Below are 24,305 nucleotides of genomic sequence, written 5' to 3'. Positions count from 1 at the left end.
GCTGGACTAACCCCATCCTAACCTTCCCCTTGAAGACATAAGGGGAAGGAACAAGAGATTTGGTTTGGTTGTAGATGATGATGAGTTCATTTGAGGCTGCTGGACTAACCCCATCCTAACCTTCCCCTTGAAGACATAAGGGGAAGGAACAAGAGATTTGGTTTGGTTGTAGATGGCAATGAGTTCGTTTGAGGCTGCTGGACTAACCCCATCCTAGCCTTCCCCTTGAAGACATAAGGGGAAGGAACAAGAGATTTCTTTAGGTTTGAAACGCTTTTAAACGTAAAAAGAGGTAATGAGCCAATCAACCCTTGTCAGTTCGACGCGATCCTGATTGCGCGACCTTATGGTCTTCCCAAGTCAGTAACCGACAGTCAACCTCCAGCTATAAGTGCCATTCAACACCTTACGGTACAGAACGCTATATAGATATCGGAAGCGTCAAAAAGAAATGAGCCCTTATGATTCTGAAAAAGATTTTTTGGTTACTTTTGCATCGTTTGGCAAAAGTTACCCGCTCAGCAGAGCGGAAAAATGCTCCCCAAGCAAAGCTAATCCGAGGAAACCCAAAAATTCTCAGGCTCAATAACCCCTCCCTAACTCTCCCCTTGATAAGGGGAGGGAATAAAAGATTTGGTTTGGCTCCCCTTTAAAAAGGGAGGGAACAATAAGTTCTCCCCCTTACGAAGGGGGAGTTAGAGGGGGTTTCTCTTAAACTGATTCTCTTTGGTTTCAAAGTGAAACCCACCACTCTTGAGTCGTTCAGTGAGCTGTTGTTCATCAATCTCAAAACTGGCACATAATGACGACAAACTCGAAAAATCGTTGCGCAGTTTGAGATTAATGATGCTGAACAGCATGTTGATGTCCATGCTGGCGATGTTTTGCTTATTTAGGTTCATGTGAATACCTCTTCCCTCACGCTGCTGTCATCCAAAAGCTCAAATTCGCGCCCTAAAAGGTATACGTCTTCAACCCGTTCTTCACTGCGAGCAATGTTGGGCAGTTTGCCCCATGTTTGGAACTCGTTGGCTTTGAAGAAACACAAGCTGTTGTCGTTGCCTGCGTAGATGTAGGCGACAAGGTGCAGAAAGCCAATCTCTTGTCGGTGTTGAATGACGTGTTCCAGTAAGGCTTTGCCAACCCCTTGACCTTGCCATGACGGCAAGACATATAGGCTAATTTCACAAGCTTGATCGAAGGAAGGTAAACCGTAGAAGGCTTCTAATGAACACCAGCCGATCACTTGCTGGTCTTGTTCCGCCATAAATATGGGGTGTCGGTCTGTGGTGGTTTCTAGCCAGTCCATGACGTCCAACAGGTTAATGTCGTTATGACGATTGACTAAGGTCGAGTGCGGGTCGCATTGGCGAAAAATGTCGAGCATGGCAGAAGCGTCTTCAAACTCAGCGTGACGAACAACACAGTTTAAAGCCACTTCTGCCTTTCCTTATACTCTTGGCGGGTTAGCCTTGTTCAAGCAAACGGCGCAAATCAATGATAGCCGTATTCGCACGAGAAATGTAAGACGCCATCACTAAAGAGTGATTCGCCAACATACCAAAACCACTGCCATTCAAAATAATCGGCGACCAGATGCTCGCTTGCGTGGCTTCCAATTCACGAATGATTTGACGCAGGCTAACCAAGGCATTTTTGTCTTGTAGGGTAAACACAAAATCCACTTCGATAGAGCGAAGAATATGGATTAAGGCCCAGCTTGCACCGCGCGCTTCGTAGAATACGTCGTCGACTTTTGACCAAGGGGTTTTTACGTATTGATAGGAACCTGAATCATTACTTTGACGAGCACTACTGTCGCCAGCCAGATCAGTGTTTTCGCGCACATTGGCAACACTGGCAGACAGACGTTGTGATAAGCTGCCCAAACGCGTGCTCACGTCTGATAACCAGTCCGATAAGTTATCAGCACGAGCATAGAAGTTTGCTTTGTCGTTGCCTTGCCCCGCCAAACGATCGAGATATTCCAGAAGCTCTTTGTTACCACGGCGGTATTCGCTTTCACTGGATGGCAACGCCCAGCTTCGGGTATCAAAGTTAAATTGTGGCTCGGCAATTTTCAAATTCACGTCTTCAGTGGATTGAGACTGAGAACGGCTAAACTCTTTACGAAACGCCCGCGCTAAATCACGGGATTGAACCAATACGCCAAACTCCCAGGCAGGCATGTTGTCCATAAACAAACCCGGCGGCATTAAATCGTTACTGATAAAACCACCCGGCTTATCTAGTAGGGTCGACACTAGAGTGTGCAATGTGCTGGCAGTGGTGTAGCCAACCACCAGCTTTTTGCTGTTGTTTAGGTAACCGCGTTCAGCAGCTTGTTCTTTGGCACTGGCCACTACATCAAATTGATCTGGCTCACTGCTCCAGTACATGCCTAAGAAGCTCAACAATACGGCCAAAACCAGTACCACAACCGCAGCGATTTTTCCGACCCCTGAAAAGTTCAAACGCTCTTTTAAAGCTTGCCATTTATCCTTTAACCAAGACATCTTTTGTACCACCTTAATCTTGTTGTAACACTACGGTATAACGGGCCCTATGGAAGATCATGGCTCGCACACGAAAATCGGTCACGCGACTGTTGATTATTTGGTAAATCAGTCGAGCCTGTTTATCATTTGGCCAATTGATTTCTAAGCGACTCTGTGTGGCCGCAACAGCGTTAATAATAGGCTGTATTTTGACAACTATTTCCTCTTCGCTCAATGTAAATAAATCTTTTGGTAATGTAAAAACACCGTCTTGCTCTGTCACACTCGATTCAGACTGGCTTTCGGTGGCGGTCGAGCGATCCGTGTCTTTTAGAGCAACCGCTCGTCGTTGCTTGGCTTGCTCTGCCTGCTGTTGACGTTTTAACTTTAGGTCTTCAATACGACTGTTTATCTCGACAATCAAAGGGTCTTGGGCATTCACCGATCGTGCGCTGTCTAAATATTTTTCCGCTTGGCGGTATTGACGATATTGTGCTTTTTGCCATGCCCAATCCGTATAGATTTCAACGATCTGAGCTATGCCTTGTGTGGCCTCAAAGTTACCTGGGTCTCGCCCCAAAGCCGCTTGAAAATACAGGTTGGCATTGTCTTCGGCTGGCGTTAATAAACGATCCGACAACATAGCTTGACGACCTTTTTCGATCAGCGATTGTGTTAGCTGTTGGGCAGGTGTGAGTACTTGTTGTGGCACGGATACTGGGGTGTCTGTTACCGCTGGGGCGTTTGCTGACTCTGGCTCAGCCGAGGTTGGCGCGGCTTCCGCGGTTGAGGTTTCTGGCGCCAACACCGGCTCGGCCTGTTCTTGAGAGACCGGATGGTTTTGGCAAGCGGCTAAGAGAACCACAGAAAACAGTAAAGAAATTAGCTTTTTACTCAATTTAGCCCCTTACATTTGGCAACTTTAAGGTGGATTGGTAGTCTACTCTCTTCATTCGAGGTGATAAATGACGACTTTATCACTATTTGGCCTTCTCTACTTGTTGAATTTATCTATGCGCCTAATTGTTGCTTTGTTTGCTGTACTGTTTCATTTTTCGGCCTATGCGTTTACCTTTGCGCCTACTACTTCTCTTGAACAACCGCAGTTTCTTCCCGTCGAGCAAGCCTTCCAATTAAGCGTTAGTGCCCCTGTAGAAGGTCAATTTAGCGCTCAATGGGACATCGCTGACGGCTATTATTTATACCAGCAACGCTTTAGTATTTCGGGGCCGCAAGCCAATCATTTGTATTTCGCGCCGTTTCCGACAGGCCAGGACCATGAAGATGAGTACTATGGCAAGGTGATCATTTATCGCCAACAAGTTCGTTTACCCATTTATTATGACATTCAACTGCCTGCAGGCACGCCAATTCAAGCCACCTTAAATTACCAAGGTTGTGCGGATCAAGGTTTGTGTTATCCACCACAAACGGTTCCTATCCAGTTCACGGTACCCGAGCGTTTGTCGACTGCGGAGGCCGATACAAGACCTTCAGCTATCGCCAATGACGCCAACAAGGTAAATGCGGCGTCGACACTTGAACCTTCGGTTGCCCAAGCTATTCTGACGGATCTGCAAAACAATGGCTTACTGCAGAGTGTATTACTGATGTTTGGCTTGGGATTATTACTCTCTCTCACCCCTTGCGTTTTACCCATGGTGCCCATTGTCAGTGCGATTGTTATTGGCACACAAAGTGCCACTGCAAACCATCCGTCACGCTTTAAAGGCTTTTATTTAAGTTTGATTTACGTATTGGGTATGGCGTTCGCTTATGCCGCTATTGGCGGTCTAGTCGGGTTACTTGGCTTACAATTCAACTTACAAGCGCAATTGCAAAGTCCGGTCTTTGTCATTATTAGTGCGGTTCTTTTTATTCTGTTGGCGTTGGCCATGTTTGGTGTATTCCAGTTACAAATGCCCTCTTCTTGGCAGAATAAATTGACGGCGTTTGATTTACAGTCGTCTTCCTTATGGCGAGCGAGCCTTGGTGTCTTTATTGCAGGTATTCTCGCCACGTTAATTGTCTCCCCTTGTGTGACTGCGCCATTGGCCGGCACGCTACTTTATATTAGTAGTCAAGGAGATGCTCTCTACGGTGCTTTTATTTTGTTTGTTATGGCGCTGGGGATGGGCGTGCCCTTGTTATTGGTCGGTTTGTTTGGCCCCAATATGCTGCCTAAGGGCGGTCACTGGCTGGAAGACATTAAAGTGCTACTGGGCTTTGGGTTATTGGCGGTCGCCATTTGGCTGCTCAATCGTTGGTTACCCATGTCGAGCCATTTATTTTTATGGGGCATCCTAGCCTTGGCCATGAGTGGCTATTTTGTGCATCGCGCGATTACCATCGCGTCTCATTCTGTACGCTGGTTCTTGGCGATGCTGCTGTGCTTATTAGGTAGCGTACAAATAGTGGGCGGCTTTAGTGGTGCGACCTCTCCCTTGCAACCGCTGCAAAGCATTCACCTATCGTCCTCTGCTGCGAACAACACCGCCCCCTTGTTCGACGAACAAATCAGCCGTTTAGACGAATTAGAACAGTTACTTGTCCATGACGACCCAAGACCACTGGTGTTGGATTTATACGCGGATTGGTGTGTGAGCTGTAAAACAGTGGAAGCCATGTTGGCTTCTGCTGAAGCGCAAGCGCTATTGCAGAAGGTTCGTCTCGTTCGCGTGGATGTCACCAAGAACTCCGCGGCCAATCAAGCTTTGATGAAACAGTTTAATTTGTATGGACCGCCGTCTTTGGTGTTTTTAGACGCCTCAGGACGTCCACTTTCTGAACTGGCCTTGGTCGGAGAACCCAGCAAGGCAGAACTGATCAGTCGACTAAACCGTCTTCAGGTGCTTTTCTAAAATTTCACTTTAAAAGGTTTCGGCAAATAAAGGCAGGTTAACAGTAGGTCAAAAAACAGGCAATCTTGAGTTTTTTATGATATTTCCCCGAAGAACTGGACAATATCCCGCTTTTTACCGATAATCTCTTCAATTACAAGCTTTAACATTTCTTTTTTTAGACAACATTTTTTTGTTTAAAGCCGCTTTTAAAGTAATTATATTTATAACCATCAGCGTGTATTGCACTGATAAACTAATACAGACAGAAGAGAGTACCCATGGATATTCGTAAAATTAAAAAACTAATTGAACTATTAGAAGAGTCAAACGTCTACGAAATCGAGATCAAGGAAGGCGAGGAAGCCGTTCGTATTAGTCGTGGTGGTGCACAAGTCGTCACCGCAGTTGCTGCTCCAGCACCTGTTGCTGCACCAGCGCCTGCAGCTCCTGCGGCGGCGCCAGTTGCTGACGCACCAGCTGCTATCACAGGTCACACTGTTAAATCTCCAATGGTTGGCACCTACTACAAGTCTTCTGCACCGGGTGCGAAGCCATTCATTGAAGTTGGCCAGAAAGTAAACGTTGGCGATACCATTTGTATCGTTGAAGCAATGAAAATGATGAACCAAATCGAAGCAGATAAAGCAGGTACTATCGGCGCGATCCTAGTTGAAGACGGCGAGCCAGTTGAATTCGACCAACCGCTAGTAACCATTGTATAACCCAACATTAAAGGTTTTATCATGCTTGATAAGGTATTGATTGCTAACCGAGGCGAAATCGCGCTACGTATTCTACGTGCGTGTAAAGAACTTGGTATCAAAACCGTTGCGGTTCACTCAAAGATTGACCGTGACTTATTACATGTTCGCCTAGCAGATGAATCCATCTGTATTGGTCCGAACCCATCAGCTCAAAGTTACCTGAATATTCCTGCGATTATCAGTGCCGCTGAATTAACAGATACGTCTGCCATTCACCCAGGTTACGGTTTTCTTGCAGAAAACGCAGATTTTGCAGAACAGGTTGAGAACTCAGGCTTCGCCTTCATTGGTCCAAAAGCGGAGACCATTCGCCTAATGGGTGACAAGGTTTCTGCGATTAAAGCCATGAAAGAAGCTGGTGTACCAACCGTACCTGGTTCAAACGGTCCTGTGCCTTCTGATCCAGATGAGTGCTTGCGTATTGCCAATGAAATTGGCTTCCCAGTGATTGTAAAAGCGGCTGCCGGTGGTGGTGGTCGTGGTATGCGCGTTGTTCATAACGAAGCTAGCCTACTAAAATCGATCAGCGTTACTCAATCTGAAGCAGGCTCTTACTTCGGCGACAGCACGGTTTATATGGAAAAATTCCTAACCAACCCGCGTCACGTTGAAGTACAAGTACTGGCCGACGGCCAAGGCAATGCGGTTCACCTATACGATCGTGACTGTTCTTTGCAACGTCGTCACCAGAAAGTATTGGAAGAAGCACCAGCGCCTATGTTGGATGAAACATCTCGCCAAGCTTGTTTAAAAGCCTGTGTAGACGCTTGTATCAAGATCAACTACCGCGGTGCAGGTACATTTGAATTCCTATACGAAGATGGCCATTTCTACTTCATTGAAATGAACACTCGTGTTCAGGTAGAGCATCCTGTCACTGAAATGGTAACAGGCGTCGACATTGTGAAAGAACAATTGCGCATCGCCAGTGGCTTGCCATTGTCTTTGAAACAAGAAGACATCAAGTTGAACGGCCACGCGGTTGAGTCTCGTATTAATGCGGAAGATTCAAAAACCTTCATGCCAAGCCCAGGTAAAGTGGAATATTTCCATGCACCAGGCGGTATGGGTGTCCGTGTTGATTCTCATCTATACAGTGGTTACTCGGTTCCACCAACGTACGACTCTATGATCGCTAAGATCATTTGTCATGCGGCGGATCGTACTGCTGCTCTAAAACGCCTTTCTGGCGCGTTAGATGAAACCTTCATCGACGGCATCAAAACCAACATTGAGCTACAAAAAGATCTAGCCAATGACGCTAACTTCATCGAAGGTGGCGTAAATATCCATTATTTGGAGAAAAAGCTCGGTCTTTAATGATTCGCGCTCAGAGTCTGGTGAATAAAATATTCACCAGACTCTGTCATTTTCCTCTCGCCTCGCGCATCAAGCTTCGTTATTCTATTCCTGTTTATTCATTGTTGGACATCTTTTATGCCTTGGTTGCAAATACGTATTCACACGACTCCTGACCATGTCCCTGCTTTCGAAGACACTCTACTAGAGTGCGGTGCCATGGTGGTTACTTTTGAAGACATCCACGACGACCCTATTTATGAGCCAGAGCTCAATACTACCCCGATGTGGAAAAACACCAAGGTAACAGGCTTATTTGAAGCGGAAGCCAAAATCGACGAGATTCGCCCAGTACTAGAGCATAAAGCTGAATCCATTGGTGAAACCGACATTGATCTAAAAATCGAAATTCTTGAAGACAAAGATTGGGAAAGGGAATGGATGGACAATTACCATCCGATCCAATTTGGGGAACGCTTATGGGTTTGCCCAAGCTGGCGTGATGTGCCAGACCCAAGTGCTGTCAACTTGATGTTAGACCCAGGTTTGGCGTTTGGTACGGGCACTCACCCAACGACAGCACTGTGTCTAAAATGGTTAGACAGTATTGATTGCCAAGACAAAACCATCATAGATTATGGTTGTGGTTCAGGCATTCTAGGCATTGCCGGTTTATTGCTTGGTGCCAGCAATATGGTGGGCATCGACATCGACCCACAAGCCGTACAAGCCACCCAAGAAAACGCTTCGCGCAATGACATTGACCCTAGCCGCTTGGAAGTCAAACTGCCACCTTATGAATCCGATTTGCAGGCTGACATTGTGGTCGCTAATATTTTGGCAGGCCCTCTGGCCGATCTAGCTCCCACCATTGCGGCACTGGTAAAAACTGGAGGGCAGTTGGCTTTGTCTGGCATCCTAGCAAACCAAGCGCAAGAAGTGATTTACGCTTATCAAGATTGGTTTACCATTGAAAACGTTACAGAATGCGATGAATGGGTTCGCATTGTCGGTACTAAACACGCATAAAACACAACCAGCACTATTGTTTTAGATTAAGGAAGAAACACGCCCATGGCCAATAGCTTAACCACTCGCTGCCCTAAATGTTCAACGGCATTTCGTGTCAGTGACGAAGTATTGAGTATGGCCAAGGGCAAGGTACGTTGTGGCCAATGTTTCCATATTTTTGATGCCGCTAAGGCGGTGGCTAATAGCCCCAAACACCCGGCCACCGCCTCTTCTGATGCTCAACCTAAAACACCGACCAAAGCGCCAACATCTAAGTCCACACCTCAAGAGACGCCATTTGACACGAGTATTGCTCAGTCATCCTACTCATTAAAAGAGGACTTACACGCAGACAACCGTTTAGCGCCTGCTGACGACATCGTTAACCCAGACTGGTTGCACACCTTGTTCACCGACGAGGATTTACAACCTGCCAGCAAGCAGGATATGGACCACAACCATTCTACCCCTATGATGGAAGAGGACGACGCATATAACTTCCAGCCGAGTCGCCAAGCCCCTCAGACGCCGGCCACCCAATCAAGTGATGAATTAGCCCCTTGGGAAGTGGAACTAGCGGAAGTCGAAGCGGCACTGCAAGCAAAATCACAACGCACTGACAGCCAACCGCAAGCACGTAGAAATCCTTCTCGACCTGACACAGAGGAGCGGTTTGCGACCAAAGCGAATACACAAACAGCGACGAACAACAAACCGGCACAACAAGGTGCAGACCGTCTCTCCGCTAATGCCACTATCACGGCGACAGCGACTCAAAGCACTGTTTCCAAAGCCAAAGACAACATTGCACCAAGCCCTGAGCCCGATTACATGACGGCCTTGCATACCTTAGCGCAAACCGCTGCGGAGCAAACTCGTCCTTCTGAAGCGGGTCATCAGCACAGCTTTTTAGAGCAATTGTCAGCGCAGCAAAGTCTTGCCCCTTTGCTAGATGAATCCACTCCCAGCAAACCCGTCAAACGATCACACCCTTGGCTGTGGTTTATGGCTATGTTGGTTGGCATAGGGATTCTGGTTGGACAAGTCGCAAACCATTACTTTGATGAGGGCAGTCGCTCTGCTCATTTCCGTGGGCTATATCGTATGCTTTGCTCCTACACTGGCTGCACGCTTCCAAGGTTTGATGATGTCAGTGCGATTTCCATTCAACATGTGCGCATTCAGAGCCACCCAGATATTCCGAATGCCTTAATGGTCAATGCCATCATCACCAACAACAGTGCGTTTTCTCAGCCTATGCCAAAAATCGCCCTAGAATTCTATGATTTAAATGGTAAACCAGTAGCCGCCCGCCTATTTTCGCCTAGCGCCTATCTGCACAAGGACTTCCTCGACATTACCTTCATGCCACCCAACACGCCAATCCACTTAGTGATTCCAATACAAGACCCTGGCGCTCGAGCCGTCACGCATGAATTAAAAGCCTTCCCAGCGGAGACGCGTTCTTACTAAAACAGGGTATTTCTAGAGAAGTTTTCCAACAGGATCAAAAAAAGCACAAAAAATAGCCAATTTTTCGCCTGTCAAGACTTCAAAAATACAAAATGCCTAGGTATTATTCACGCCCGCTCGACACAGTCGAAGATCTTTAACATTCAATCCAGTATTCAGGAACATCATGGCATTTGCTATTGGCCCATATTGCGTTGAAAAGCCCGTTATTCTGGCCCCTATGGCTGGCGTAACCGATTTGCCTTTTCGCCGCCTTTGTCATGACCAAGGTGCGGGGCTAGTCGTTTCCGAGATGGTTACCTCGGATGTCAGGCTGTGGAACTCAACCAAAAGTCGTCATCGTTTGGTTCACGACCATGAAGTGTCCCCTAGATCCGTTCAAATTGCCGGTGGCGACCCTCAAATGATGGCCGAAGCCGCTCGTCAAAATGTGGCGTTGGGGGCTCAGATCATCGACATCAACATGGGTTGTCCTGCTAAAAAGGTTTGTAATAAAGCCGCAGGGTCAGCCCTATTGAAAGATGAAAGCCTAGTTCGCGATATACTGGAAACAGTGGTAAATAGTGTGTCGGTGCCCGTCACCCTTAAAATTCGCACGGGCTGGAGTCAAGAGGAGAAAAACGCGATGACCATTGCTAAGATGGCAGAAGACATTGGCATTCAAGCGCTCGCCATTCATGGCCGCACCCGAGAATGCAAATTTCAGGGCAACGTCGAGTACGACACCATTGCAGAAGTAAAGCAGGCTATTCAAATCCCTGTATTCGCCAACGGTGACATAAAGGACGCGAAGACCGCTCGATTTGTAAAGGATTATACGCAAGCGGATGGCATCATGATTGGCCGCGCGGCACAAGGGAAACCTTGGATTTTCAATGAGATTAATCACTATTTACAAACTAATGAATTGTTAGATCCACCCTCTCTTGCAGAGGTGAAAGCATTGGTTATCAAGCACGTACACAATTTACATCAGTTTTATGGTGACTATCTTGGTGTGCGCATTGCTCGCAAACATGTTGGTTGGTATCTGCAAACGTTAGCAGATAACACTCAGTTTCGTAGCGTGTTCAATCGTATTGATAATACGCAAGAACAACTCGATCAGTTAGAAGAATTCTTTGCTCGTCAGTAGGCGAACAATTTTGGTACCGAATGCACTGATGTTTAAACGGTGTATCGTTTAATCACCAGTGCCATTGTTAAATGGTTAGCTTTAAAAAAATAGAAGGTCATTCTGTGGTAGAACAAACTCAAACACATACGTTTCAAGCCGCTTCTTCTGAGCAGTCACAAACCCTTCGTGACAATGTTGAGAAAGCACTACAAAATTATTTCGCTCATTTAGATGGGCAGCCGGTTACTGATTTATATCAATTAGTATTAGCAGAGGTTGAGGCACCTCTTCTTGAATCGGTGATGAATTACACAAAAGACAATCAGACTAAAGCATCCACACTCCTTGGTTTAAACCGAGGTACGCTTCGCAAGAAGCTAAAACAATACGGCATGCTATAAGCATTACTAAAAAGGGCGGGGTCGCCCTTTTTTTGTTTCTTCCCCTTGTTTATTTAATGTTAACTACATTGCGAGAACCATGATGGCAAATCAAAAAACAGTGACTCCAATCAAACGAGCGTTAATCAGTGTTTCCGACAAAACAGGCATTGTCGAATTCGCCCGCGAACTGACCGCTCAAGGCGTTGAAATCCTTTCTACAGGTGGTACTTACCGTCTATTACTAGACAACCAAGTCGCCGCCATTGAAGTGTCCGATTACACTGGCTTCCCTGAAATGATGGATGGTCGCGTTAAGACACTGCATCCGAAAGTACACGGAGGTATTCTTGGGCGTCGCGACATCGATGGCGACATCATGAAAGAACACGGCATCAATGAAATCGATATGGTTGTGGTCAATTTATACCCATTCGAAGCGACCATTGAACGCCCAGACTGCGATCTACCGATGGCCATTGAGAACATTGATATCGGTGGTCCAACCATGGTTCGCTCTGCCGCAAAAAACCATAAAGATGTAGCCATTGTTGTTTCTCCTGACAGCTACTCTGCTATTTTGGAGTCCCTAAACACTGAGGGTGGCCTTAACTATGAACAACGTTTTGACCTTGCGGTAAAAGCGTTCGAACACACCTCAAATTACGACGGTGCGATTGCTAATTTCCTCGGCAAAAAAGTAGACGGTGGCAGTGACGACTTCGCCCGTACCTTCAACTTGCAATTCAACAAGCAAGAAGAAATGCGCTATGGTGAAAACCCACATCAAAAAGCCGCGTTCTACGTCGAAGCTAATCCACAAGAAGCGTCTATTAGCACCGCCAAACAGCGTCAAGGTAAGGCACTGTCTTACAACAACATTGCCGATACCGATGCAGCCCTAGAATGCGTTAAAAGCTTCCAAGAGCCTGCTTGCGTCATTGTTAAGCACGCTAACCCTTGCGGTGTTGCGACAGCAGCAAGCCAGCTTGAAGCATATGACTTGGCGTTCAAAACAGACCCAACGTCGGCCTTTGGTGGCATTATTGCGTTCAACCAAGAATTGGATGCAGAAACAGCGCAAGCCATTATTGACCGCCAATTTGTTGAAGTCATTATTGCCCCTAGTGTTAGCCAAGCAGCGGCTGACATTGTGTCAGCAAAACAAAACGTCCGTTTGCTAGAATGTGGTCAATGGTCACAAGATCGAATCCCTGCCATGGATTACAAGCGTGTTAACGGTGGCTTATTAGTACAAGATCGCGACGACGGTGCCATTACGTTGGAAGATCTAAAAGTGGTATCAAAACGCCAACCTTCAGCGGAAGAGCTAAACGACCTGTTGTTCGCCTGGAAAGTCGCTAAGTTTGTTAAATCCAATGCCATTGTTTACGCGAAAGCCGGTCAGACGATCGGTGTGGGTGCTGGTCAAATGAGCCGCGTTTACAGTGCAAAAATCGCTGGCATTAAAGCGGCAGACGAGAACCTTCAAGTCGAAGGTTCCGTTATGGCGTCAGATGCTTTCTTCCCATTCCGTGATGGTATTGATGCGGCCGCTCAAGCTGGCATCACAGCCGTTATTCAACCTGGCGGCTCTATGCGTGACGAAGAAGTTATTGCGGCAGCGGATGAAGCGGGTATGGCAATGGTCTTCACTGGCATGCGCCACTTCCGCCACTAAGAGGTTTCCATTGATTGGCGCTGTCCCCCCTTCTACAGCGCCTTAATGATGAAGGATTAGACTATGAAAGTACTTATTATTGGTAACGGTGGTCGTGAACATGCCTTGGCATGGAAAACAGCGGAATCCACCCAAGTTGAAAAAATCTTTGTTGCCCCTGGAAACGCAGGCACAGCAACAGAAAACAAGGTTGAAAATGTTGATATTGGAGTAACCGATGTTGCCGGTTTAGTGGCTTTTGCGAAACAGCAAAGCATTGACCTCACCATTGTCGGCCCTGAAGCCCCCTTGGTTATTGGTGTGGTTGATGCGTTTGAAGAAGAAGGTTTGGCCATCTTTGGTCCAACTCAAGGCGCGGCACAACTGGAAGGCTCTAAAGCTTTCACTAAAGACTTCTTAGCACGCCACAAAATACCAACCGCAGCGTACGGTAACTTTACTGAAATCGCTCCTGCCGTGGCTTACATCAAGGAGCAAGGTGCGCCCATCGTTGTCAAAGCTGACGGCTTGGCAGCAGGTAAAGGCGTTATCTTGGCTGAAACCGAAGCCGAAGCCATTGCCGCGGTTGAAGACATGCTACAAGGCAATGCCTTTGGTGATGCCGGTAACCGCGTCGTGATTGAAGAGTTTTTGGTTGGCGAAGAAGCCAGCTTCATCTGCATGGTCGATGGCGAAACCGTCTTACCAATGGCCACCAGCCAAGACCACAAAGCGCGTGATAATGGCGATAAAGGCCCCAACACTGGTGGCATGGGCGCTTACTCTCCTGCCCCTGTCGTCACACCTGAAATTCACGATCGCATTATGAATGAAGTCATTATGCCGACAGTGAAAGGCATGAACGCGGAAGGCAATCGCTACCGTGGTTTCTTATACGCTGGTGTGATGGTTGCTCAAGATGGCACGCCAAAAGTATTGGAATACAACTGCCGCTTTGGTGACCCAGAAACGCAGCCAATTATGATGCGTTTGCGCTCTGATTTAGCGCAAATGTGTTTGTCTGCTATTGCGGGCAAGCTGGACACAGTTGAAGCAGACTGGGATCCTCGCGCGAGTTTAGGGGTGGTTCTGGCCGCTGGCGGTTACCCTGCCGATTACGCTAAAGGCGATGTCATCTCTGGTTTGGATACAAAACTTCCCGCTCACCAGAAAGTCTTCCAAGCGGGTACAGCATTGCAAGAAGGCGATGTAGTAACCAATGGCGGACGCGTATTGTGTGCTGTGTCACTAGGCGACACAGTAGCCGAAGCGCAAGCGGGTGCCTATGACGTGGTAAACACCCTGTCATGGGACAAGGTCTATTTCCGTACTGACATTGGTCACAGAGCCATTGCTCGCGAGCAAAAGTAAGTCTGAAACCTGTTAACGCGATTCAGCTAGATCAAAGACCATAAAAAAAGGCTTCTTATGAAGCCTTTTTTTGATTTTCAGACACGGTTACTTTTTCAATTGGTTCGCTTTTCGATCCAACCAAGTTTTAAATATTCGGCCCACTTCCAGCACCAGCAAACCAAACATTATGCCCGCGACCCAATCTAGGGCTAATAGAAAACCCAACACCACGATCATGCCATAGCCATACAGGTAATTGCTGCGCGTTTCAGGCTTGTCTCTCCGAGTAAACCAAGTGACCAGTAAAAGCAGTAAGCCAAACCAAACATAATGCTCCACTAAAATTGGATATAGCATTCAATCCCCTATCTAGTTAATAATGAGAGCCTTTACTGACATAGCATGGGCCAGCATTTTGCTTCATCGATTCATTTTACTCTTTTTACTCTGCGCCTCCAACATTGCGTGGGGGAAAGCCAGTATCGCGATCATAGACGATACGCACGCTACCTTTAACATCGGCCAAAGTGCGTTCTACTACATTGATGAAACAAAAAACCTCAGTTATCGAGACATTTCATCAGATGAATACAGTAAGCGCTTTCGCCCACTCGCGCGCGACTATCTGCAATTCGGCATAGTACAAGGTAATATTTGGATACGAACGGAAGCCGCGATTCAGACCACTTCCCAAACACCGGTTATTCTTGATATCAGCGCACCACGATTACAACAGCTTGATTTATTCTTACCCAATCTATACGGCAATCAAGCTCAAATAGAATTAGGTGGTGCCAGACCTTATGCCAATCTTCCCATTGAAGGCTTGAGTTACGCGTACCCCATTCCAAGCAATATTTCACCCGTCTTTACCATTTATATCAAGATGTCATCACACCTGCCTATTAATGCCAATATTGAGTTAAAAACCTTATCTGAGGCGACGAAGGATTCTCAAAATGAAATATTATTCACCGGACTGCTGATCGGTATATTACTGACATTATTCATTTGTAATGTCTTTTTCTTTATCAAGACATCCCATGCCATGTATTTAATCTATGGATTCATGTTGGCAGGCATTGCTGTTTTGCACCTAACACTGCACGATCACATTTCACAGTTTTTTCCAAATCACCCAGGTACGCCAGAACGAATTTACAACCTCGCTTCATTGAGCTGTTTAACCGCAATAGTCTTCTTCTCACGTCTGTATTTAGATACGAAACGCCATTTACCCACGATGGATAAGGTGTTACTCCTAATTGGCTCTATTAATGCCTTATTTGCCGTCGCCTTCACTATCATGCCTGACAAAATTAACATCATGATTCTGTCTGCTACGGCTGTCGCTACCTTGGTCCTACTGACCTTCCATGCCATTTATGCGTTTGTTAAAAACGTGCCCTATTCTGGTTATTACCTTACGGCTAGAATCTTACTGTTTACCGGACATTTTGCATGGATTTTATCTGTCTATGGAGTTCTACCAAGCCCCGTTTTATTAGAATGGGGATTGACCATAACCATCATTTTAGAAGCCTTAATTCATTTCACAGGCATGATTGCTCAGACTACGCCTCTCCTGCAAAAATACGCACATCGTCGAGGCTACTCCCAAGCAGAAATGTTCGATTTATTGTCTGATTTATCAAGCCGTTTGCGTCGTCAAATTAACGTCATCGGTGGAGGTATAGCACATTTAAAACCAGCTTTAAAATCAGTTGAAGCTAGAATTTTCCTAGATTCCAGTCAGATTGCTAATAACAACATTAAAGGCTTAATCGAGCGAGTGGATGTGCTCACCGACATCAAAGATAACCTAGTTTCAGAGCAAGCCATGCCGTTGGCATTAAACAAACTCATTGATGAAGCTCATGAAAACTTCCTGCAACTAGACCAAGATGACACCACCCTCTCAATCAACACCGACAACACAGAACAAGTGGAAGTGCTGCAAAATACAGCACTCATTAAACACTTGATTGAAGTATTAGCTCAGGAATTTAAACACTTTTCTGACCAAGCTCTCAATCTCAACTTCATCTGCCATGAAATTAACCGTGAAGGCATAACCATGCTTGAGATTCAATGCGGCCCCCTACCAACCAGAGTACATAATCAGTATTCTCACTTTGATTTAGGCATGAGCTATATTCAACTTCTGGTCGATCATCTAAATGGCAAGTTGATTGATCTAAACAACACGGCCACCGATGAAAATAGCCAATATCATCGTAGCATTAACATTCAAATTCCCATCCGTGTGCACCTACGCCAAACACAACCACTGGACCAATTTGCCGATCAGTTTGATATTATTTTGTTCGGACAATCAGACGACTATATGCAAAAAGCACAGGCACTGACGAACAATCACAGCCACAAGGTGGAACAATTTAGCGAACTAGAAGCCCTGATTGGCTATTTCCAGCGCCCTGATTTACGTCAGTCTGGTTCAATCATCTTGGTCTTTGATAATGGCGGTCATATTCCGCACGTAACGTTGCAGCGTTTGTTACCCTTAATGCGCGATGAAGATCAGTGCTTACTCATCAGTAAGAATGTTAAAATGTCTTTAGACTACGCTCAAAAGCTGGGCTTTGATGATTTATTGTCCTGTGCTGACATCGATGATCATTTAGAAAGCCGATTAACCAAACTGATTCAAAAAGGCGTACGATTAAAATCGTCGCCCTTGTCACGGATCAAAGCTTTGCGTAAAAGCCCTTGATGCTAATCCGCTAAGCTTAAATAATACGTAGGAGAAGAAATGGACTGTTTATTTTGCAAACTGGTAAAAGGCGAGATTCCTGCCACTATTTTGTACCAAGACGATGACGTGATTGCTTTTGAAGACATCATGCCCCAAGCACCTTGCCATTTTCTGGTCATTCCTAAGCGTCATATTTCGACCTTAAATGACTTAACCGACGAAGACGCAAGCCTAGTAGGTAAGTTGCAAATCACGGCGGCCAAAGTCGCTAAGCAAAAGGGCATCAGCGAAGAAGGCTATCGCGTGGTGATGAACTGCAACGAAATGGGCGGCCAAACCGTCTACCATATTCATATGCACGTACTCGGCGGCCGTAACATGACCTGGCCGCCAGGTTAACGAGGAGAAGGTGAATGACATCCTTTGTTGATAAAGCCGTATTACACTTTGATCGGGCACTACAAACGTTAGTACCTCATGCTGCACATGCATCACGCCCTTCCCCTGCAAGACAATTTGAAGAGGGCGAACTGGATAATAACGAACGCAAGCACGCGGCGGGCTTAATGCGAATCAATCATACCGGTGAAGTTTGCGCTCAAGCCCTATATGCCGGTCAGGCCACCACAGCTAAATTACCCAGTGTTCGTGAAGAAATGGAGCATGCTGCGGATGAAGAGATCGACCATCTGGTGTGGTGCGAACAAAGACTGTACGAGCTTGGTAGCCAGCCAAGTATTTTCAACCCTCTGTTTTTTGGTGCGTCTTTTATGATTGGTGCGGGCGCAGGCTTCATTAGTGACAAGCTCAGTTTGGGTTTTGTGGCCGCGACCGAAGACCAAGTGTGTGTCCACCTTGAAAAACACATGGCCAAATTACCAGAGCAAGATCAAAAAAGTAAAGCTGTGTTGGAGCAAATGTACATAGACGAAGCCAAACATAAAGCCATGGCATTAGACGCAGGCGGTTATGAGTTTCCCACTCCTATTATGAACATCATGACCAAGGTATCAAAAGTCATGACTCATTCGACTTACCGGATTTAATTATGAACAGAGACCTGCAATCGATTCGTCGTGATTACCAATTCGACGACTTATTAGAAGAACAAGCTGGCGATAATCCACTTAGCTTATTCGATCAATGGCTCGAAGCGGCTATTGAAGCTTGTCCTGATGATCCAACGGCAATGACCCTCAGCACTGTTGACTCAGATGGCTGGCCACATTCTCGCGTTGTGTTATTAAAGCAAAGAGACGACAGTGGCTTTACCTTTTTCACCAATTATGACAGTGAAAAAGGCCAGCAGTTAGAAGTCAACAATAAAGCCTGTATGAATTTTTTCTGGCCTGCTCTGTCTCGCCAAATCCGTATTGAAGGCCGTATTGAGAAAGTGGAACGTCATGTGTCTACCGAGTATTTTGCCACCCGACCTCGCGGTAGCCAGCTGGCAGCAAGAACCTCGCAACAGAGCGCCATCATTGCGAATCGAGGCGAACTCAAAAGCGCCTATGACGCCGAAGAACAAAAATTTCAACCAACTGACGACATTCCCTGCCCAGACAATTGGGGCGGCTATGTACTCACCCCCAATTTCATAGAATTTTGGCAAGGTCGCCCCAGTCGTTTGCACGACCGAATCTGTTTTATTCGTCATCAAGACAGCTGGTTAAGGAAACGCAAAGCCCCTTAGATTTAGGGCTAGAGCGTGTCTAAACTAAAAGGGTCAAAGTAAGCAGCGGAAGGTCAAACTTATGCGCTCTTCTTTGACCTTTTTTCTGACCGGTAACGTGTGTTGCCAAAGGACTTGAACAGAAGACGACATGATCAACCAAGAGCCGTCTTCCAACTCAAGGCTATGCTTGATTTTATGATCTTGCTTGTAACGGAAAACAAAACTGCGCTGCGTGCCCAAACTCAACATAGCAACCACTGGCGCTGGCCCCAAACTGGGTTCATCGTCTGCATGCCAGCCCATGTATTCTTCCCCATCTCGATACCAGTTTAGCAAGACGGCATTAAATACTTGCCCTGCGATCGACTCGGCCTCTTGCTTGAGCCCTAGTAAACTTTCCGGCCAACCTTCGCCATAATGATCTTTTCCAGAGTAACGATAACATAAGCCTTGGTTTGCCACGAAAGCCACCTGCCTTGGCACCGGTACGTCTCGACCATAGATTCGCAAAACTTCGCGTTGCCAATTCAGCTCACGTTTCAATTGCGCTAACAAACCTTGCTTGCTTGAGCTGGAAAATAAGTAACGGTATGATGGTTTCATCGTCATTTAAGCCTGTGCCTCGGAATTCAATGCTTACCTCTGCTGTTACTCTACCTTATGTACCCGCTGCCAAAAAACGAAGTTTGTTTCTTGATGCTTATCGAGGTTGCGCTGTTGCCTTGATGATTGTATTCCACTTTTGCTGGGATCTTCGTAACTTTGATTTTCTTCAATTTTCGATTCATGACCCATTTTGGGTCTATTTTCGTAGCTTGATTCTAACGCTTTTTCTCACCGCCGTCGGTTGGTCTGGCTATCTAACACGTCAATCACAACAGCCAAACACCTTTTGGAGGCGTGACCTTAAGCTCTTTATCGCGGCCGCGGCCATTTCCCTGGCGACCTACTTAGCCGCACCAACCCAATGGATCTATTTTGGTATACTGCACTTTATTTTACTCGCTTCTCTGCTCACTCGGCCTTTGCTTCGCTGGCCCATTTTATCAGCGCTACTAGGTGCTTTAATCCTTTACACCTATCACTTCACGGATTGGCTGCTGTTTCCTAATGCGTTTGATTTCATTCAGCAACATTTCTTCGCTTTGCCGACTCGTACCTTAGACATTGTTTTTCCCTTTCCTTGGATTGGTGTCGTACTCATTGGCCCACTACTTGGCTATCTTGGCTGGCATACGTTCTCAATAGGAGAAAACATCGCCGTTAAGATATTGGCCTTTATGGGGCAATACGCACTGCCCATATACCTACTCCACCAAGTGATTTTATTCAGTGCAGTTGCCTCGTTCAAAATGGTGCTGGAGTGGTTTTATTGAATCTTTTTTGTGCATTGAATATCGCGTTATTTTGGACAAAAAAAAATGTAAAAAATTCCTTTCTAGCGCTTGCCAAATTGCCATCATTGAAAGCATGAGGCAAGCAAGGTAAGTAACCACTTAGCCATGATGAATTTCTTATTTCTACGCTTTTTTCAAGCCTTGATTTTCAATCCATTGAGCACTATTGTTCGTTACAGATTTTAAATAAAACACTATATGTAGTGTTTAGATATATAAACAAACACTACATAATGTGTGACACCTCTTTTTCAAACAATGCGCTAATGGGAAGTTAAGGCATGAGTACTCTCACAGTTACTAAACGTAACGGGACGACCGAAAATATCAATCTAGAAAAGATTCATAAAGTCATTATGTGGGCTGCTGAGGGATTAGATAATGTCTCCGTTTCCCAAGTCGAATTGAAAGCTCAGATTCAATTCTTTGAAGGTATTCGTACAACGGACATACACGAAACCTTAATCAAATCCGCGGCCGATTTAATTTCCGAAAATACGCCAGATTATCAGTACTTAGCGGCGCGTTTAGCCATCTTCCACTTACGTAAAAAAGCGTTTGGTGATTTTGAACCGCCTCATCTACATGCTCATGTCAAAAACCTTGTCGCGCAGAAACGTTACGATGGTCATTTGCTCGAAGATTACAGTGAAGCCGATTTCGAACAAATGAACGGCTTTATCGATCACTCTCGTGACATGAACTTTTCTTATGCCGCTGTTAAGCAGTTAGAAGGCAAATACCTTGTTCAGAACCGTGTGACTGGCGAAATTTACGAAAGCCCTCAGTTTATCTACATCTTAGTTGCAGCTTGCTTATTTGCTAATTACGATAAAAACACCCGTTTAGACTTAATCCGTCGCTTCTACGATGCAGTATCGCAATTTAAAATCTCGTTGCCGACGCCAATTATGTCCGGTATCCGTACCCCAACTCGCCAATTTAGTAGCTGTGTATTAATTGAATGTGGTGACTCTTTGGACTCCATCAACGCCACTTCCAGCGCCATCGTTAAATACGTGAGTCAGCGTGCAGGTATTGGTGTGAACGCCGGCGCTATCCGTGCTTTGGGTAGCCCAATTCGTGGTGGCGAAGCTTTCCACACAGGTTGCATTCCTTTCTACAAGCACTTCCAGACAGCGGTTAAAAGCTGTTCACAAGGTGGCGTACGTGGTGGTGCAGCAACCGTGTTCTACCCAATTTGGCACTTGGAAGTCGAAAGCCTGTTAGTACTGAAAAACAACCGTGGTGTTGAAGAGAACCGGGTTCGCCATTTGGATTACGGCGTGCAATTCAACCGTCTGATGTATCAACGTTTGATCAAGGGTGAAAACATTACCTTGTTCAGCCCATCCGATGTGCCAGGTTTATATGATGCTTTCTTTGCGGATCAAGAAGAATTTGATCGTTTGTACACGCTTTACGAAAAAGACGACAGCATTCGCAAACAAACCATCAAAGCGTCTGAGCTATTTACTCTGTTTGCCTCCGAACGAGCCAGTACAGGTCGTATTTACCTACAGAACGTTGACCACTGTAATACACACAGTCCGTTTGATCCTAAAGTCGCTCCGGTTAAACAAAGCAACCTGTGTTTGGAAATTGCTTTGCCAACCAAACCTTTGGAACGTGTTGACGACCCTGAAGGTGAAATTGCCCTATGTACTTTGTCAGCGTTCAATCTAGGCGCTCTAAAAGACTTAAACGAGTTGGAAGAGTTGGCTGAGTTAATCGTACGTGCTCTAGACAGCCTACTGGATTATCAAAACTACCCAATCCCAGCGGCCCAACGCGCTACTGAGCTACGACGTACTCTAGGTGTGGGTGTCATTAACTACGCTTACTACCTAGCGAAAAATGGCGTGAAGTATTCAGATGGCAGTGCCAACGAATTGACACACAAAACCTTTGAAGCAATCCAGTACTTCTTGCTGAAAGCATCAAACAAACTGTCTAAAGAATTTGGACCTTGTCTTGCGTTTAACGAAACAACGTATTCAAAAGGCATTTTGCCAATCGATAGCTACAAAAAAGAAATCGATGCGGTCTGCCCAACAGCCTTGGAATATGACTGGGAAACACTGCGTAAAGAGATTGTTGAGCACGGTCTACGTAACTCGACTTTGACTGCATTAATGCCTTCTGAAACCTCTTCTCAGATCAGTAATGCAACCAATGGTATCGAGCCGCCACGTGGTTTCGTCTCTGTCAAAGCCAGTAAAGATGGTATTTTGAAGCAGGTGGTTCCAGAATTTGAACGCCTCAAAGACAACTACGAATTATTGTGGAGCATCCCATCTAACGATGGTTACCTACAGCTAGTCGGTATCATGCAGAAGTTCGTTGACCAAGCGATTTCCGCTAACACTAACTATGACCCACAGAAATTTGAGTCTCAAAAAGTCCCAATGAAGGTCATTTTGAAAGACCTATTAACGGCCTACAAACTGGGTGTGAAGACTCTTTACTACCATAACACTCGTGACGGTGCCGAAGATAAACAAGAAGACATGGATGATTGCGCAGGCGGTGCTTGTAAGATCTAAAATTGTCGAATCGACGTAATAACTAAGCCCCATCATGTTGGGGCTTAGTCATGTAAAGCTCAACACATAAATTTATAAAGTCAGCCTTTTATGCTGCCTTTTGCCTCAGAGGATAACACTGCGAAATGAGTTACTCGACTTTCAACCGCAAACACTTCGACAGTATGAAAGAACCTATGTTCTTTGGTGAAAACGTCAACGTTGCTCGTTATGACCAACAAAAGCACCCTATTTTCGAAAAGCTGATCGAAAAACAGTTGTCTTTTTTCTGGCGCCCTGAAGAAGTCGATCTCTCTACTGACCGTAAAGATTTTCAGCGTTTAGAAGAACACGAACAACACATTTTCCTAAGTAACCTAAAATACCAAACGCTACTCGATAGTGTTCAAGGCCGTTCACCAAACGTCGCCTTGCTGCCGATTGTCTCGCTACCTGAACTAGAGACTTGGATTGAAACCTGGTCATTCAGTGAAACCATTCACAGCCGTTCTTATACGCACATTATTCGTAATATCGTGAATGATCCGACCAAAATTTTTGACGACATTGTAAATAACGAAGAAATCACTAAGCGCGCTGACAGTGTATCCAAATACTACGACCGCTTAATTGAAATGGTAAACCTGTACAACACAATGGGATTGGGTACCTTTCACGTGCCGGGCAAAGGCGATGTCGAAATCTCCATGCACGCACTGAAAAAAGCGCTGTATCTCACGGTTGCTTCGGTTAATGTTTTAGAAGCAATCCGTTTCTATGTCAGCTTCGCTTGTAGTTTTGCGTTTGCAGAACGTACTTTAATGGAAGGGAATGCCAAGATCATCAAGCTGATTGCTCGCGATGAAGCCTTACATCTCACCGGTACTCAACACATGCTTAACCTGATGGCGTCAGGTAAAGATGACCCAGAAATGGCCATCATTGCGGCAGAGTGCAAAGATGAGATACGCCACATTTTCATCGAAGCCGCAGAGCAAGAAAAAGAATGGGCCAGTTACCTATTTAAAGACGGTTCCATGATTGGCTTGAATGCTCAAATTCTTGGTCAATATGTTGAATACATTAGTAATGTCCGCATGCAAGCCGTTGGTTTAGACACTCATTTTGAGACTAAGCATAACCCGATTCCTTGGATCAACGCTTGGCTCGTCAGCGATAACGTACAAGTCGCGCCACAGGAAGCGGAAATCAGTTCCTATCTGGTTGGGCAAATTGATAACGATCTAGACGAATCGGATTTCGATGACTTCGACCTCTAAAGTAGCGCATTTTCAACCTGAGCTTGGTGAGCAAACCACGCCTACTCAGGATAAGGATCAAGTTCATCGGGTGTTGCTTGGTAAGAAGCAAATTCTAGTAACCGAAGATGAACCTCTATTGGTCCAACTTGAGCGAGCTGGTATTCATGTTGAATACCAGTGTCGTGAAGGCTACTGTTCATCTTGTTCCATTAAGTTATTGTGGGGACAAGTTAGCTACCCATTTGAACCCCTTGCTTGGGTACAAAGCGGCTATCTACTGGCCTGTTGTGCCATTGTTAAAAGCGACATCGAAATCGCTTTTTTTGACTAGC

The 24,305-nt window shown here is 45.8% G+C and carries 23 protein-coding genes; 17 read left to right on the top strand and 6 right to left on the bottom strand.

The features are described 5' to 3' along the window. Positions 1 to 695: 695 nt before the first annotated feature. From ACHUFM_RS00985 to ACHUFM_RS00970, 4 genes are read right to left on the bottom strand one after another with little or no spacing between them, the layout of a single operon-like run. A complete protein-coding gene (locus ACHUFM_RS00985) occupies positions 696 to 902 on the bottom strand; it encodes a DUF4250 domain-containing protein (RefSeq protein WP_394178688.1) in 207 nt (68 codons plus the stop codon). Then, a complete protein-coding gene (locus ACHUFM_RS00980; RefSeq protein WP_394178686.1) occupies positions 899 to 1,438 on the bottom strand; it encodes a GNAT family N-acetyltransferase in 540 nt (179 codons plus the stop codon). Before ACHUFM_RS00980 ends, ACHUFM_RS00985 begins: the two co-directional genes overlap by 4 nt. A gap of 28 nt (positions 1,439 to 1,466) precedes the next feature. Beyond that, positions 1,467 to 2,516: a DUF2333 family protein gene (locus tag ACHUFM_RS00975; protein WP_394178684.1), complete on the bottom strand. Its 1,050-nt coding sequence runs from the start codon at positions 2,514 to 2,516 to the stop codon at positions 1,467 to 1,469. Between the two features lie 13 nt (positions 2,517 to 2,529). Continuing rightward, the gene (locus ACHUFM_RS00970; protein ID WP_394178682.1) at positions 2,530 to 3,396 is read right to left on the bottom strand and encodes a hypothetical protein; all 867 of its coding nucleotides are present in this window, start codon (positions 3,394 to 3,396) and stop codon (positions 2,530 to 2,532) included. A gap of 67 nt (positions 3,397 to 3,463) precedes the next feature. Here ACHUFM_RS00970 and dsbD point away from each other — a divergent pair, with 67 nt between their 5' ends. The 9 genes from dsbD (at position 3,464) to purD (ending at position 14,416) form a co-directional block, all read left to right on the top strand. After that, a complete protein-coding gene (gene dsbD / locus ACHUFM_RS00965) occupies positions 3,464 to 5,359 on the top strand; it encodes a protein-disulfide reductase DsbD (protein WP_394178680.1) in 1,896 nt (631 codons plus the stop codon). Between the two features lie 260 nt (positions 5,360 to 5,619). Further along, the gene (gene accB, locus ACHUFM_RS00960) at positions 5,620 to 6,063 is read left to right on the top strand and encodes an acetyl-CoA carboxylase biotin carboxyl carrier protein (protein WP_394178678.1); all 444 of its coding nucleotides are present in this window, start codon (positions 5,620 to 5,622) and stop codon (positions 6,061 to 6,063) included. Between the two features lie 21 nt (positions 6,064 to 6,084). After that, positions 6,085 to 7,425 carry an acetyl-CoA carboxylase biotin carboxylase subunit gene (gene accC / locus ACHUFM_RS00955; RefSeq protein WP_394178676.1) on the top strand — a complete coding sequence of 447 codons (1,341 nt, stop codon included), beginning with the start codon at positions 6,085 to 6,087 and terminating at the stop codon, positions 7,423 to 7,425. A 117-nt stretch (positions 7,426 to 7,542) separates the two neighbouring features. Beyond that, on the top strand, positions 7,543 to 8,433 hold the full coding sequence (gene prmA / locus ACHUFM_RS00950) for a 50S ribosomal protein L11 methyltransferase (RefSeq protein WP_394178674.1): 891 nt from the start codon (positions 7,543 to 7,545) through the stop codon (positions 8,431 to 8,433). Positions 8,434 to 8,478: 45 nt separating this feature from the next. Next, a complete protein-coding gene (locus tag ACHUFM_RS00945; protein WP_394178672.1) occupies positions 8,479 to 9,888 on the top strand; it encodes a zinc-ribbon and DUF3426 domain-containing protein in 1,410 nt (469 codons plus the stop codon). A gap of 166 nt (positions 9,889 to 10,054) precedes the next feature. Further along, the gene (dusB, locus tag ACHUFM_RS00940; RefSeq protein ID WP_463514051.1) at positions 10,055 to 11,023 is read left to right on the top strand and encodes a tRNA dihydrouridine synthase DusB; all 969 of its coding nucleotides are present in this window, start codon (positions 10,055 to 10,057) and stop codon (positions 11,021 to 11,023) included. Between the two features lie 104 nt (positions 11,024 to 11,127). After that, on the top strand, positions 11,128 to 11,406 hold the full coding sequence (fis, locus tag ACHUFM_RS00935; RefSeq protein ID WP_013795600.1) for a DNA-binding transcriptional regulator Fis: 279 nt from the start codon (positions 11,128 to 11,130) through the stop codon (positions 11,404 to 11,406). An 82-nt stretch (positions 11,407 to 11,488) separates the two neighbouring features. Then, positions 11,489 to 13,066, top strand: a complete 1,578-nt coding sequence (gene purH / locus ACHUFM_RS00930; protein ID WP_394179056.1) for a bifunctional phosphoribosylaminoimidazolecarboxamide formyltransferase/IMP cyclohydrolase — start codon at positions 11,489 to 11,491, stop codon at positions 13,064 to 13,066. A gap of 63 nt (positions 13,067 to 13,129) precedes the next feature. Then, a complete protein-coding gene (purD, locus tag ACHUFM_RS00925; RefSeq protein ID WP_394178670.1) occupies positions 13,130 to 14,416 on the top strand; it encodes a phosphoribosylamine--glycine ligase in 1,287 nt (428 codons plus the stop codon). 87 nt (positions 14,417 to 14,503) lie between these two features. Here purD and ACHUFM_RS00920 read toward each other — a convergent pair whose 3' ends face one another. Beyond that, a complete protein-coding gene (locus ACHUFM_RS00920) occupies positions 14,504 to 14,755 on the bottom strand; it encodes a hypothetical protein (protein ID WP_394178668.1) in 252 nt (83 codons plus the stop codon). Between the two features lie 58 nt (positions 14,756 to 14,813). On the opposite strand from ACHUFM_RS00920, the gene ACHUFM_RS00915 reads away from it, so the two are divergent. From ACHUFM_RS00915 to pdxH, 4 genes are read left to right on the top strand one after another with little or no spacing between them, the layout of a single operon-like run. Beyond that, positions 14,814 to 17,132 (top strand): 7TMR-DISM family protein, encoded by a 2,319-nt coding sequence (locus ACHUFM_RS00915; protein ID WP_394178666.1) that lies wholly within the window; start codon positions 14,814 to 14,816, stop codon positions 17,130 to 17,132. Between the two features lie 39 nt (positions 17,133 to 17,171). Continuing rightward, positions 17,172 to 17,513, top strand: a complete 342-nt coding sequence (locus ACHUFM_RS00910; RefSeq protein ID WP_063332170.1) for a histidine triad nucleotide-binding protein — start codon at positions 17,172 to 17,174, stop codon at positions 17,511 to 17,513. Between the two features lie 14 nt (positions 17,514 to 17,527). Further along, positions 17,528 to 18,160: a 2-polyprenyl-3-methyl-6-methoxy-1,4-benzoquinone monooxygenase gene (gene coq7 / locus ACHUFM_RS00905; protein ID WP_394178664.1), complete on the top strand. Its 633-nt coding sequence runs from the start codon at positions 17,528 to 17,530 to the stop codon at positions 18,158 to 18,160. A gap of 2 nt (positions 18,161 to 18,162) precedes the next feature. Beyond that, on the top strand, positions 18,163 to 18,807 hold the full coding sequence (pdxH, locus tag ACHUFM_RS00900; RefSeq protein WP_394178662.1) for a pyridoxamine 5'-phosphate oxidase: 645 nt from the start codon (positions 18,163 to 18,165) through the stop codon (positions 18,805 to 18,807). A gap of 33 nt (positions 18,808 to 18,840) precedes the next feature. Here the strand turns inward: pdxH and ACHUFM_RS00895 are convergent, their stop codons facing one another. Next, positions 18,841 to 19,398 (bottom strand): alpha-ketoglutarate-dependent dioxygenase AlkB family protein, encoded by a 558-nt coding sequence (locus ACHUFM_RS00895; RefSeq protein ID WP_394178660.1) that lies wholly within the window; start codon positions 19,396 to 19,398, stop codon positions 18,841 to 18,843. A 23-nt stretch (positions 19,399 to 19,421) separates the two neighbouring features. On the opposite strand from ACHUFM_RS00895, the gene ACHUFM_RS00890 reads away from it, so the two are divergent. The 4 genes from ACHUFM_RS00890 to yfaE all read left to right on the top strand — a co-directional run bounded on the left by ACHUFM_RS00890 (position 19,422) and on the right by yfaE (position 24,304). Continuing rightward, positions 19,422 to 20,165, top strand: coding sequence for a heparan-alpha-glucosaminide N-acetyltransferase (locus ACHUFM_RS00890; protein WP_394178658.1), 744 nt, complete (start codon positions 19,422 to 19,424; stop codon positions 20,163 to 20,165). 302 nt (positions 20,166 to 20,467) lie between these two features. After that, positions 20,468 to 22,732, top strand: coding sequence for a class 1a ribonucleoside-diphosphate reductase subunit alpha (gene nrdA, locus ACHUFM_RS00885; RefSeq protein ID WP_113874479.1), 2,265 nt, complete (start codon positions 20,468 to 20,470; stop codon positions 22,730 to 22,732). 125 nt (positions 22,733 to 22,857) lie between these two features. Then, on the top strand, positions 22,858 to 23,991 hold the full coding sequence (gene nrdB / locus ACHUFM_RS00880) for a class Ia ribonucleoside-diphosphate reductase subunit beta (protein WP_063332164.1): 1,134 nt from the start codon (positions 22,858 to 22,860) through the stop codon (positions 23,989 to 23,991). Beyond that, complete coding sequence (yfaE, locus tag ACHUFM_RS00875) at positions 23,975 to 24,304, top strand: class I ribonucleotide reductase maintenance protein YfaE (RefSeq protein WP_394178656.1); 330 nt, start codon at positions 23,975 to 23,977, stop codon at positions 24,302 to 24,304. Before nrdB ends, yfaE begins: the two co-directional genes overlap by 17 nt. The last annotated feature ends 1 nt before the right edge of the window (position 24,305 follow it).

The organism is Marinomonas posidonica (genome assembly GCF_043643765.1).
Taxonomy (GTDB): domain Bacteria; phylum Pseudomonadota; class Gammaproteobacteria; order Pseudomonadales; family Marinomonadaceae; genus Marinomonas; species Marinomonas posidonica_A.
The sequence above is the reverse complement of the archived record's forward strand: the minus strand, read 5'-3'. Positions and strand labels throughout refer to the sequence as shown.